General features: G+C 60.8%; 10 protein-coding genes and 1 tRNA gene. 6 read left to right on the top strand and 5 right to left on the bottom strand.

The window, feature by feature from the left end; genetic code table 11:
* The 3 genes from G547_RS0114835 to G547_RS0114825 form a co-directional block, all read right to left on the bottom strand.
* Complete coding sequence (locus tag G547_RS0114835) at positions 1 to 1,167, bottom strand: efflux RND transporter periplasmic adaptor subunit (protein WP_211224572.1); 1,167 nt, start codon at positions 1,165 to 1,167, stop codon at positions 1 to 3.
* A gap of 63 nt (positions 1,168 to 1,230) precedes the next feature.
* Complete coding sequence (locus tag G547_RS0114830; RefSeq protein WP_051235563.1) at positions 1,231 to 1,854, bottom strand: TetR/AcrR family transcriptional regulator; 624 nt, start codon at positions 1,852 to 1,854, stop codon at positions 1,231 to 1,233.
* A gap of 120 nt (positions 1,855 to 1,974) precedes the next feature.
* Positions 1,975 to 2,051, bottom strand: a tRNA-Ile gene (locus tag G547_RS0114825).
* 190 nt (positions 2,052 to 2,241) lie between these two features.
* On the opposite strand from G547_RS0114825, the gene G547_RS0114820 reads away from it, so the two are divergent.
* The 4 genes from G547_RS0114820 (at position 2,242) to G547_RS0114805 (ending at position 6,877) form a co-directional block, all read left to right on the top strand.
* A complete protein-coding gene (locus G547_RS0114820) occupies positions 2,242 to 3,117 on the top strand; it encodes a DUF3014 domain-containing protein (RefSeq protein ID WP_027330521.1) in 876 nt (291 codons plus the stop codon).
* Positions 3,118 to 3,446: 329 nt separating this feature from the next.
* Positions 3,447 to 4,346 carry an N-acetylglucosamine kinase gene (gene nagK, locus G547_RS0114815; RefSeq protein WP_027330520.1) on the top strand — a complete coding sequence of 300 codons (900 nt, stop codon included), beginning with the start codon at positions 3,447 to 3,449 and terminating at the stop codon, positions 4,344 to 4,346.
* A gap of 53 nt (positions 4,347 to 4,399) precedes the next feature.
* Positions 4,400 to 5,725 carry a sugar MFS transporter gene (locus tag G547_RS0114810; RefSeq protein ID WP_027330519.1) on the top strand — a complete coding sequence of 442 codons (1,326 nt, stop codon included), beginning with the start codon at positions 4,400 to 4,402 and terminating at the stop codon, positions 5,723 to 5,725.
* A 72-nt stretch (positions 5,726 to 5,797) separates the two neighbouring features.
* Positions 5,798 to 6,877: an acyltransferase family protein gene (locus G547_RS0114805; RefSeq protein ID WP_027330518.1), complete on the top strand. Its 1,080-nt coding sequence runs from the start codon at positions 5,798 to 5,800 to the stop codon at positions 6,875 to 6,877.
* A 67-nt stretch (positions 6,878 to 6,944) separates the two neighbouring features.
* On the opposite strand, the gene G547_RS21710 is transcribed toward G547_RS0114805, so the two are convergent.
* Positions 6,945 to 7,922, bottom strand: coding sequence for a DUF4382 domain-containing protein (locus G547_RS21710; RefSeq protein ID WP_051235560.1), 978 nt, complete (start codon positions 7,920 to 7,922; stop codon positions 6,945 to 6,947).
* Positions 7,923 to 8,133: 211 nt separating this feature from the next.
* On the opposite strand from G547_RS21710, the gene G547_RS0114795 reads away from it, so the two are divergent.
* Complete coding sequence (locus G547_RS0114795; RefSeq protein ID WP_027330517.1) at positions 8,134 to 8,988, top strand: DUF6502 family protein; 855 nt, start codon at positions 8,134 to 8,136, stop codon at positions 8,986 to 8,988.
* Entirely contained in the window at positions 8,985 to 10,475 is a 1,491-nt protein-coding gene (locus G547_RS0114790; RefSeq protein WP_027330516.1) for a DUF5666 domain-containing protein, read from the top strand. Before G547_RS0114795 ends, G547_RS0114790 begins: the two co-directional genes overlap by 4 nt.
* Here G547_RS0114790 and nagA read toward each other — a convergent pair.
* Positions 10,472 to 11,614 (bottom strand): N-acetylglucosamine-6-phosphate deacetylase, encoded by a 1,143-nt coding sequence (gene nagA, locus G547_RS0114785; RefSeq protein ID WP_027330515.1) that lies wholly within the window; start codon positions 11,612 to 11,614, stop codon positions 10,472 to 10,474. The two genes, G547_RS0114790 and nagA, sit on opposite strands and share 4 nt — an antisense overlap.
* Positions 11,615 to 11,617: the final 3 nt, after the last annotated feature.

Raw genomic sequence — 11,617 nt, 5'->3', positions numbered from 1 at the left:
TTAACCCTCCTGCTCGGCGTTGGTCTGCTCGGCGTTGGTGATCCGCACCGGAGCGCCGTCACGCAGCGCGACCTGGCCGTTGACCACCAGCTTGGCGCCCGCCTCCAGGCCGCTGAGAATCAGCTGCTTGCCATCCACCATCGGGCCGAGCTCCACCGTTTGTGACTGGGCCTTGTTCTCGCCGTTGACCGTAAACACCTGAGGCCCCTGGGGTCCTTCTCCCACCGCTGTGGGGTCGATCAATACCGCGTGGTCGTAGGACTCCAGTGCCAGACGAATCCGCACGAACTGGCCGGGTAGCAACTCGCCGTCCGGGTTGGGAAAGACCGCCCGCATCTGAACAGTGCCGGTCATCGGGTCCACCCGTCGGTCGGCGAAGTCCACCACCCCCTCGCGAGCGTAGGCGTTGCCCTCGCGCAACAACAGTTGTGCGGAGCGCACGCTCTCATCCCCGGCTTTTCGGGCTGCCGTGCGAGCCAGACGCTGAGCACTGGCGTCGTCTTCGGGTAGGGAGAAGTAAACATGCACCGGGTCGTGTTGAATGATGTGCGTCAAAACCGTACCGGCTTCCACCAGGTTGCCTTCGGTGAGCGCTTCGATACTGGTCAGGCCGGAGACCGGTGCTTCCACCCGGGTGTAGCGCAACTGCCGTTCAGCGTTGCTCAGAGCGGAGCGGGCCGCCTCCAGTCGTGCCTGGGCCGCTTTCGCTTCCGCTCGGGCCTGGTCCCGTTCACGCTCACTCACCGCTTTGCGCTCGAACAGTCCGGCAACCCGCTGCCATTCGCGTTCGGCCCGCAGCTGCTGGGCCTGAGCTTCGGCCAGGTCTGCCTTCGCGGAGGCCAGCGCATCTTCATAAGGCTCGGGCTCAATCTGGAATAATGTCTGGCCCGCCTCGACGGCCATGCCTTCCTCATAGTTGCGCCGCTCAAGGATTCCGGACACGCGGGCGCGCACGGCCACTTCGGTCGCGCCATAAATGCGGCCGGCATACTCCGCCCGGTGAACGGCGGGCTCGCTTTCAACCGGAGCGACGGTTACCGGAGACGGGGGCCGCTGGGCCTCGCCTCCCTGCTCAGTGCCGCAGGCGCTCACAAGCAAGGCCACAAAAGACAGCGCCAGGCCCCGACCAACAAGGCCTGGGGTAAGGCGGGAAGAGGGGTACATCATGGGGGTTACTCCGTGTGAAACAGCAATGGATAAAAAATGGAACAGGAAGACGAAACGGAGGCGCTAGCGCTCCATAATTCCGTGGAGGTAAACGTCAAACAAGGTCTCGAACCGTTCGCTCAAAGGTTTGCGGTCCAGCGGACACTGGCTTTTCACCACGGCGCCGTGCATCAGATCGCCGCAGATATTCATCAGCTCCTCCAGGTCAATGGGCCTGAGAGGGTAAGTTGCGGCGATTTCTTCAAACAGCCCCCGCCAGGACTCCCGACCTTCAGAGGCGTAGGCGAAGTACAGAGACGCGGCTTTATCGCGGAACTCGGCCCGCTCCTGAACAAACAATTCGGTGAGGTTCGGGTTTTTTTCGAAATAGAGGATATAAGCCCGCATCCCCTCCTTCAGCTGCTCAATGGGTTCCGAAGGGCCGTGGCGGGCCGTATCGATTTCGGTTTTGAGCTGCTCCAGGTTGAAGCGCAGGGTCTCGGTGAAGAGTTCTTCCTTGGTGGGGAAGTAGCGGTAAACCGTGCCTTTGCCCACGCCCGCGGCGTCGGCTACCGCCTGCATGTCGGCCACCTGGTAGCCTCGCTCGGCAAAGATTTCGGTCGCGACCGTGAGAATCTCGGAGCGGCGTTCGTCGGCCGACTTGTGCACGCGCTTGGGTTTGCTGGCGGAATCTTTGAGATCGGTCATGGTTCTCACCCGGACTGTTGCCTGAAAACTTAAAGGGACGGACTGGTCAGTCCGTTTATAATAAGCAAGCGGCGCCCCACCGAGCAATGGCGGAAGTGTCAATAATCGTTAAGGGGGGAGTGGTGGGCCCTGCTGGACTTGAACCAGCGACCAATCGATTATGAGTCGACTGCTCTGACCAACTGAGCTAAGGGCCCGCAGAGGGGAGGGCGGCATTATAAAGATAAGGGGCAGGCGTGACCAGCCCGGCGGGCATTCGGATGATTTGTCTGTAGAGGCGGGGCCGATACTGTGCTACAAATAAACGTAGAATGAACTGGTTGCGGACACCGCCAGTCCATAAGACTGGTAGTATGGAACCGTGAGCATTGACGATAAGGGTGGAACATGGCGAACGACGAGCAGCAAAAACCGGAAACGCAATCGAACCAGCGGGGCCCTGCGGCCACCATTGGGCTGGTAGTGGTTGTTGTCATTGTGATTGTCGCCCTCAGTGTGTATCTCTTCGGCCGCGACGACACGCCAGAGCCTGATCCGGAGCCCGCCCCGATTCAGGCACCGGTGCCCGCCCCGGAACCCGAGCCGGAGCCTGAACCCGAGCCCGAACCGGCCCCCGAGCCTGAACCCGAGCCCGAACCGGAGCCGTTGCCGCCCCTGGATCAGAGCGATGAGCCGGTGCTGGAGTCGCTGGAAGAGGCCACCACCAGCGATCGGGTGGATCAATTGCTGGTGAACGAGGAGCTCGTGCGCAAGGCAGTAAGGGCCGTCGCGGCAGCGCAGGAAGGCAAGGTGGTGCACGAATACCGCCCGGTGGTATCGCCGCCTCCCCCGCTCGAAGTGGAAAAAGTGGGCGATGCCCGCACCGAGGCCGAACAGGAGTATCGGCTGCTTGAAGAAAACTATGATCGTTATGACCCCTATGTGGCTTTGCTGACCCGCAGTCGGCCGGAGCAGTTGGCCTCCTGGTACGAGCGTTACCGGCCTCTTCTGGAAGAGGCCTACGATGAGCATGGAGCCAATAGCGGGAAGTTCCACGATCTGGTGATGGCAACCATTGACCAACTGCTGGCGGCGCCTGAACCTCCGGAAGATGTCCGGCTGCACCGTCCCAAGGTGTTCTACGAGTATCGCAACCCGGAACTTGAGAAGCTCTCTGACCTTCAGAAGCTGATGATCCGGATTGGGCCCGAGCACCATCGTGCGGTCAAGCAGGCGCTTCGCTCGCTCAAGTCTGAGCTGGAAGCGCTGCCTGATCCGGAATAGCACAATCGTTGCTTTTCGGTGGAAACCGGCCAGGCAATCCCTGGCCGGTTTTTTTGTGTCAGGGTGGGTGCAAAATTTGTTTGACAACGTTGTCTTGTCCAATTACAGTAACTCTACCAGCGGATTTCGCTGGAGCTCTCTCTCATCTCTTGGGGTTGCCGCCTTGGCGCAGCCCCGCCTTTTTCAACAATGAAGGGCGCTGAGTAACAGGGTGGGAGGCGCGCTACCGAATAAATGCGTTGTGAGGCGGTGAAAGCCGCGGCGAGCGCACAGGGCGAGCGAAAATGGGTAAGGTACGCGCTCGCGTTCACAGAATAATGAGGTTGTTTATGGTGAGTGCCCCGGCCAATGAGCACTACTATCTGGGAATAGACGGCGGTGGTAGCAAGTGCAAGGCCTCCGTGGCGGACGTCGAGGGTCGCGTACTGGGCTCGGCGCTGGCCGGTCCGGCGAACCCCCTGCATGGGGTGGAGCAGACGCTGCACTCGATTGAAAGCGCCGCTCGTCGAGCCCTGAAGGACGCCGGCCTGCCGGAGACCGTTTTGAATCGGCTCGTGGTGGGGGCAGGGCTGGCTGGCGTCAATCTTCCCAGCCTGTACAAGGTCATCAGCGATTGGCCTCATCCGTTTGCCTCTCTGCATTTGACCACGGATCTTCGCATTGCCTGCCTCGGTGCGCACCACCGGGACGACGGTGCGGTGATCGTGACCGGCACCGGGTCCTGTGGCTATGTGCGCACGGACGGTAAGGACCACCTGATCGGTGGCCACGGCTTTCCCTATGGAGACCAGGGAAGCGGTGCGTGGATGGGACTGGAAGCGATAAAAGCGGTGCTGCTGGCCTCCGATGACCTCGGGCCGGATACGGTACTGACCGAGAGTATTGCCGATCTGCTTCAAGCGCGGGGTCTGGGGATCGTCGAACGTATGTCCGGCCGCGCTTCCAGCGAGTATGCCAAGTTGGCGCCGTTGGTTTTCTCCGCGGCCGAATCGGGTGACCCGGTGGCCCTGCGAATTCTGACTGACGGTGCCGCCTACATCAGCGCCATGGCCAGAAAATTGCTCGCGTACCAACCGGCGCGCCTGGCACTGATCGGTGGCATGGCGGAGCGGTTGATCCCCTGGTTGGAGCCGGAGGTAGCCAAGGCACTGTCCGTACCTATGGGACCGCCGGAAGACGGTGCGCTCTTGTTTGCCCGCAAGCAACACGAGCTGGCGCAGACCGCCTGAGACTTTGATCCACGCCATGCCATAACAACTAATGCTGAATCGCGAGGCTCTTTATGACGACTGAAACCACCTCTTTAGAAGCGCGAACACCCAGTACACTGATTCCCATGGTCATCATCGGGGTGCTGTTTTTCGTGTTCGGCTTCGTCACCTGGCTGAACGGTGCACTGATTCCCTTTTTGAAAATTGTCTGCGAGCTGAACGAGTTTCAGGCGCTGTTCGTGACTTTTGCGTTTTATATCGCCTACACCGTGATGGCACTGCCCGCCGCGTTGGTGTTGCGCCGGACCGGCTACAAAACCGGCATGGTCATTGGCCTGGTGGTCATGATGCTGGGCTCGCTCATTTTCATTCCCGCCGCCCAGTCCAGCCAGTTTGCAATTTTCCTCGTGGCTTTGTTTGTCTTGGGCACGGGCCTGACGCTGCTGCAAACCGCCGCGAATCCGTACATTGTCTGCATCGGCCCGCGTGAAAGTGCTGCCATGCGCATGAGTGTGATGGGGCTGTTGAACAAGGGGGCCGGCGTGGTCGCGCCGGTGGTGTTTACCTTGTGGGTGCTGACTGGCATGGATCAGTTCGATGAAGACGTGCTGATGGTACTCAGCGGCGAAGAACGAGCCACCCGTCTGGCCGAGTTATCCAACCGTCTGGTCGTTCCCTATCTTTATATGGCGGCGGCGCTATTGGTGTTGGCACTGTTTGTTCATTTCTCCACCTTGCCCGAGCTGAACGTGGATGCCGAGCACGAGGACGAAGCCGGGGACAAGCTTGGTATTCTCAATTATCCGCAAGCGATTCTTGGGGCCATTGCCCTGTTCACCTATGTCGGGGTTGAAGTGATCGCGGGCGATACCATCGGCCTGTACGGTCGGCGCATGGATGTCGACCATTTTGGCTCGCTTACTGCCTATACCATGACGTTTATGGTCATTGGCTACATTGTCGGGGTGGTCTGTATTCCGCGCTTTTTGAGCCAGGCCAAAGCGCTTGCCTTCTCGGCGGTCTTCGGCGTCCTGTTTACCATTGGGGTCTTGACCGGCTCCGCTGAGAGCCACTTGATCTCTGAAGTCCTGTTCGGTTGGATGGGCATACCGACGGTGCCCGACACCGTTGCCTTCCTCGCCCTGTTGGGCCTCGCCAACGCCTTGTGCTGGCCGGCCATCTGGCCCCTCTCTCTTCAGGATCTGGGCAAGTACACCAGCGTGGGTTCCGCCCTGTTGATCATGGGGATTGCCGGCGGCGCAGTGATCCCGCTGATTTACGGCCATTTCGCCGAAACCACCGATAACCAGTCGGCCTACTGGGTATTGTTGCCCTGCTATGCCTTTATTCTTTTCTACGCCCTCAAAGGGCACAAGATGCGGCGCTGGAAGTCCTGAGCCCCGCTTTCCGCTTCCTCTGCTTGGCCGGCGCGCCCCTGGCGCCCGGTCATTTTTTATGAGGCCTGGTCTATGCCGAAACAACGTTTCCTCTCTCTGGATGTGATGCGCGGGCTGACGCTGGCGCTGATGATTCTGGTCAACACCCCCGGTTCCTGGAGCGCGGTCTACGCGCCTTTGTTGCATGCCCAATGGCACGGTGCCACGCCGACGGATTACATTTTTCCGTTTTTTCTGTTTATCGTCGGCTCCGCGCTGTTTTTCTCCAGCCGCTCCCGCACGGACGCGTCGGTAGCGGCCCGACTACTCAATATAGTAAGGCGAAGTGCACTCATTTTTTTGATTGGTGTGTTGTTGAATGCCTTTCCGTTCACGGGCAGCTTCGCCGAGTTACGCATCCCCGGAGTACTCCAACGCATTGCGCTGGCGTATCTGTTGGCCGCCCCCATCGCCCTGTTTATACCGGGGCTATGGCGTGCCGTCATTATGGCGGGCTTGTTGTTGGGGTATTGGGCGCTGTTGCAGCTGGGGCAGGAGCCCTACGGTGTGGCAGGCAATGTCGTGCGGCAACTGGACCTGTGGGTATTCGGCCCGGAACATATTTGGCAGGGCAAGGGTCTGGCGTTTGATCCAGAAGGGTTGTTGTCGACATTGCCGTCGGTAGTGACGGCGCTGCTGGGCTTTGAAACCACGCGAGTGCTGTGCACCGTTGCCCCCAGGCGACGGGCGTTGGTGCAACTGTCCGTGGCGGGTGCGGTTCTGGTGGGGGTGGCGCTTCTGTGGCACCCCTGGTTTCCGGTCAATAAATATCTTTGGACCAGTTCGTTTGTGTTGCTGACAGGCGGCGCCGCCATTCTGTGCCTGGTTGCTCTGGTGTTGTTGGAGTCCGTGGCCGGGGTTCAACCGCTGTATCGCGCCTGCGCCATGCTTGGGAAAAATCCATTGTTTATCTACGTGCTGTCGATTCTCTGGGCGAAAACCCTGTCCCTGGTTCCGCTGGGAGATACCTCGGCTTACCAGTGGAGTTACGCGTTCCTGGCGGATTTTCTCAGTGCCAAGAATGCCTCGCTGCTGTTTGCGTTGATAACGGTTGCGCTGATGTGGCTGGTCGCCTGGTGGCTGGATCGAAAGCGGATTGTCATCTCAATCTGACGGACATAAAAAAGCCGCGAGTCCACAAGGGGCTCGCGGCACAAGCGGCGCGTCAGGCCAAAAAAACTTATTGCCCGGTGGTCTCCTCCTGGGAGGCCGTCTCCTCGTCGGTCGGTAGCTGATCGACCGTGAAGTTCACTTCGGTGGTCATATCGGCTTCGATCTCGGTGTTGCTGGTTCCGATAAAGGTCAATTCGTCTACCACCTCGGGATCGTCGCTGTCGGCACCACAGGTGTAGGCCAGGGTATAGTCCCCCGCTTCCAGGAAGCCCGCCTCGTATTCGTAGCCGCCGTCAACCTGCGCGACCAGAGCGGTCGTGAGGGGGTCGGTGTCTGCGCCGGATACGTCGGCCACAGTGGCGTCTGCCCCGGAGTAGATATACACCGCGCCGTATTCGTTGGCGGGGTCGGCGCACTGGTCGGTCAGCACTTCGGCGTCGACGCTACCCGCCAGGGTGCCTACCACGGTGTTGTCGATCAGACGCAGGGCCGGCTTGAGCATTGCGCCGGCTTGCCCGCCTGGCAGCACAACGGATTTGCGCAGGTCGAAGTCGATGGTGATATTGGTATTTCCGCCGGCCGCTACCGTGAAGCCACTAACCAGCTTCAGGCCGGTCTGGCTACCGCTGGGAACGCGCAGTTCCAGTTGATTACCGGTATCGAGCTCAATGTAGGAATCCAGCACGCCATCGTGCTCCGCATTGACGTGAAGCCGGACCCACTCGTATTCACCGGCAGGTACTTCTTCATCCGTTACGAGCGCTTCGGACAAGCTGCCCTGCAGGCTCAGCAGGTCGATGGAGGCGTTTTCCTCAAGGGTGAACTCGATGGCTTCGCCGTCGGCCGGTTTGATGGAAACCGCTGAAAATTCCACGATGACGTGGTTGGCCGCATCGATGGGCGCGTCGGTGACAGCGACGCTGAGGCGCCCCGTGTCGCTGTCGGGGCCGGAGGCGTTGTCGCTTGAACTGCCACCGCAGGCGGCCAGGGTCATGGCGGAAGCGCCAATGAGTGCTTGCAAATAGTGCTTTTTGAAAGGACGCATAACTTCTATCTCTCCGTTGTTGCCGAACCAAGCAAGAAAGAGCGATGAGCTCGGACGAGTTCGGTTAGGCGGTTTGGTCCGCAACGCTCCGAGGCATTGCTGGAGGGAGGTTGGTTCCCATGTCGCTATATTTGACACTATAGTCCCAAAAATAGTTTTGTAAACACCGAAACCGGTATTTTCCGGAAAATTTTGACGCTACAATCCCAACATGAGCGATAGAACCCAGACGGCGCTCGCCAGAGCCCTGTACAAGATGTTGCGTCCCATGGTGCGGTTACTGCTGCGCCATGGCGTCTCCTATCGCTCGTTTGCCGACATTGCCCGCCATGTCTATGTCGACACCGCCCGCGAGGACTTTGCCATCCCCGGCCGAAAGCAGAGTCTGTCGCGGATGGCGGTACTGACCGGTATCAACCGCAAAGACATCGCCAAGCTGCAGGAACGGCCCCATCCGCTCTCCGACGCCCCCAATGAGCAACCGACGCCCACCGCGCGGGTCATAACGGCCTGGTTGAATGACGTGCGTTTCCACTCGGCGAATGGGGAGCCGGCCGCGCTTCCGATTGAGACCCAGGGGAGTGAACCGTCCTTTGCGGGCCTGGTGCACCAGTACAGTCACGATGTACCGGTGCGGGCCCTGCTCGATGAGCTGGAACGGATCAACGCCGTGACCCGAGACGGGGAAACGGTGGCGTTGCTTGCCCGGGGTTACATTCCCGTGGAAGATATGCAGGAGAACATCCGAATATTCGGCACCGCTGCGGCGGACCTGATGCGCACCATGGACCACAATATTGCCAAAGAAGACCCGGGCCCCTTTATCCAGCGCACGGTCTCCTATACTCATATCCCCGAGGCGCTGTTGGCACAGATACGCCAGCGCAGCGCCCGGGAAGGGCAGGAATTTCTGCTAAAGGTGAATGACTGGCTGGCCGATTGTGACCGGGAGGAGCGGCCGGAGCTGAACCCCTCCGAAACGGAGAACTCCGCCACGGTCAGAGCGGGGATCGGGCTCTACTACTTTGAAGAACGCGGCGAAGCAACGCGCGGGGAAGATTCATGAAAACAGTCAAATATATTGCGACACCGCTGCTGGCAATCCTTCTGGGGGGGTGTCTGAGCGACAGCGATTCGACGGCCGGCATCGAGGGCACGGGCAGCCCGGCCACCGTCGTTAGCGGAAGCGTCACGGCCTACGGCAGCATTTACGTCAATGGCCTCCATGTTGAGATCGACACGGCGGAGGTTTCAGTGAATGGCGAGCCGGGTGCCGTGGAGGATATCCAACTGGGCATGGTGGTTGAGGTCGAGTTGGCTGAACTGGACGGTGATCAGGCGCTGGCCGACGAAGTCCGGTACACTCGCCTGCTGCAAGGATCGATCAATACCGTTTCCGAAGCCAGCGACGTGCGTAAGGTGTTGACGGTGTTGGGCCAGACGGTGGTTGTCTACGACGATATTCAGTTTGATGGCGTTGCGTTTGAGGCTTTGTCCGACGGGGTCGGCATTGATGTCAGCGGCCATCTTGGCGACAGCGGACACTTGATCGCCTCCCGCGTCAGTGCCGTGGAAACCGTGACGCCCGACGTTGTGGGAACCGTAAAGTCACTGGATGCCCAGGCGCAACGCTTTCGGATCAATGACCTCTGGGTGAGCTTTGCGGGTTCGGAGGTCATCGGCGGTGATTTGGCCGAGGGTCTCAGGGTACGGGTAACCGGTGGCGCGCTCGCGCAAGGTGAACTCGCCGCCGAAACGGTCGCGATCCTCCCTCGGTCGGCGCCTGAAGACGGTTCCACGCTCTTTCAGGAAGGCGTGATCGGCCGTTTTGCGTCCTTGAGCGACTTTGAGGTCGCCGGCGTTCGCGTGAATGCGTCCGAGGCGGATCGGAAAGGCGGCACTGAGGCCCTGGCCAGCGGTGTCCGGGTTGCCGTGGAGGGACGCCTCGTAGAGGGCGTACTGATGGCCGAACAGCTTCGGGTGTTGCGCCACGGGGTTAACCGCATTCGCACCGAAGTGGGGGCCGTCGATGAGCAGGCGGGGGTGTTGACCCTGATGGGTACGTCTTACCACGTGAGCGAGCTCACGGCCTTTGAAGATGTGGCAGACGGGCTGGGGAACCGCAACGGGCTCAACCTCTCGCAATTGCGGGCGGGGGATGCGGTGGAAGTGTTCGCGTTCTACCGTGGCGATAAGTTGGTGGTGACCCGCGTCAAGCGTTTGGACCCGAGCGAACAAACGGTCGAGATCCGAGGGCCGGTGACGGCCATCCACCCGGAGACTCAAAGCATTCGGGTGACCGGCGTGACGGTCTGGCTGGAAGGGGCGCAGGGGGCAGAGCTTCTCGCCGACCTCAGTCGCGGTGACCAGGTTCAGGTAGAAGGTGAGCTGACTGGTCAGCAGCAGCTGGAGGCCAGTTCGTTGCGGTTGTCGGAACTGCCGGGTGATGTCAAAGGTGGTTGCCCGGACTTTGTCCCGCAGTGTGGCGGCAAGCCGGACATTGGCGTCGGTAGTGGCGGCCCCGAGGCGCGGGGCCCGACCCTTCGATTCTAAAGCGGCTGGCGCGCACCATCGATCCAGCTGGCGCGTAAATTTAGGTTCTCATCCACGGCGAGCAGGCTGGCCCGAAACCCCGGCGCCAGCCGGCCCAGCTCCTGCTCCAATCCGAGCATCTGGGCCGGGTAGAGGCTGGCCATCCGCAGCGCCTCGGCCAAGGGTAAACCCAGTTGGCTGACGCTGTTGCGCACCGCCGCCAGCATATCCAGGTCAGAGCCGGCCAGGGTGCCATCGGCGGTGGCACAGCGGCCGTTTTCCGCCCGGATCACTTCACCCTTGAGAGTGAACTGTTTGTCCTCGGCGCCCACGGTGGGCATGGCATCGGTCACCAGGACCATTTTGCCTCGGGCCTTGGCGGCAATGGCGACCTTCAATGTGGTGGCGTGGACGTGATAACCGTCGACTATCAAGCCGCACCAGCTGTTTTCATCTTCCAGAGCCGCTCCCACCACGCCGGGCTCCCGACTGGTCATGGGCGTCATGGCGTTGAACAGATGGGTAAAGCTGCGCACGCCTGCGGCCAGCGCCCTCCGGGTCTGCTCGTAGTCGGCGGCGGTGTGCCCGGCGGATACCATCACGCCGCGCTCGGTCAACTGGCGAATCATTTCCGGCGTGGTCCGCTCGGGGGCCAGCGTAACCAGGGTAAAGCCGGTTTCCAGTGAGCTCAGCAGCTCCACCGCTTCAGGCGTCAGGCGCCGGAATTTCTTGTCATCGTGCACGCCCTTGCGCTCGGGGTTGAGAAACGGCCCTTCCAGGTGGATACCCAGCACGCCGGGTACCTTTCGGGCCATCGCCTGGCGCACCGCCCCGATGGCACGCTCCACCACGTCCAGATCGTCACTGATCAGGGTCGGCAGAAAGCCGGTGGTGCCATAGTGGGCGTGGGCCCGGCCGATCTGTTCAAGCGCCTCCACGGTGGGGGCATCGTTGAACAGAACGCCGCCTCCGCCATTGACCTGAGTGTCGATCAGTCCGGGCACCAGCCGGGTTCCGGTGAGGTCGATGCGTTCCGCTTCGGCCGGAATTTCATTGTGGCCCACCAGTGCCCGGATACGGTCTCCCTCCATCAGCAGCGCCTGCCCTTCCAGCCACTGGTCGCCGGTGAACAGTTCGGCATTGATCAAAGCCTGTGTCATTGC

Origin of the sequence: Marinimicrobium agarilyticum DSM 16975, from assembly GCF_000423345.1 — a bacterium.
Classification (GTDB): domain Bacteria; phylum Pseudomonadota; class Gammaproteobacteria; order Pseudomonadales; family Cellvibrionaceae; genus Marinimicrobium; species Marinimicrobium agarilyticum.
This window is presented reverse-complemented; position numbering and strand designations above follow the sequence as displayed.

Coding starts and splice junctions, on each gene's coding strand:
- G547_RS0114810 (WP_027330519.1), top strand. CDS start 4,400: ATGACGACTGAAACCACCTCTTTAGAAGCGCGAACACCCAGTACACTG.
- G547_RS0114795 (WP_027330517.1), top strand. CDS start 8,134: ATGAGCGATAGAACCCAGACGGCGCTCGCCAGAGCCCTGTACAAGATG.
- G547_RS0114790 (WP_027330516.1), top strand. CDS start 8,985: ATGAAAACAGTCAAATATATTGCGACACCGCTGCTGGCAATCCTTCTG.
- G547_RS0114835 (WP_211224572.1), bottom strand. CDS start 1,167: ATGATGTACCCCTCTTCCCGCCTTACCCCAGGCCTTGTTGGTCGGGGC.
- G547_RS21710 (WP_051235560.1), bottom strand. CDS start 7,922: ATGCGTCCTTTCAAAAAGCACTATTTGCAAGCACTCATTGGCGCTTCC.
- G547_RS0114830 (WP_051235563.1), bottom strand. CDS start 1,854: ATGACCGATCTCAAAGATTCCGCCAGCAAACCCAAGCGCGTGCACAAG.
- nagK (WP_027330520.1), top strand. CDS start 3,447: ATGGTGAGTGCCCCGGCCAATGAGCACTACTATCTGGGAATAGACGGC.
- nagA (WP_027330515.1), bottom strand. CDS start 11,614: ATGACACAGGCTTTGATCAATGCCGAACTGTTCACCGGCGACCAGTGG.
- G547_RS0114820 (WP_027330521.1), top strand. CDS start 2,242: ATGGCGAACGACGAGCAGCAAAAACCGGAAACGCAATCGAACCAGCGG.
- G547_RS0114805 (WP_027330518.1), top strand. CDS start 5,798: ATGCCGAAACAACGTTTCCTCTCTCTGGATGTGATGCGCGGGCTGACG.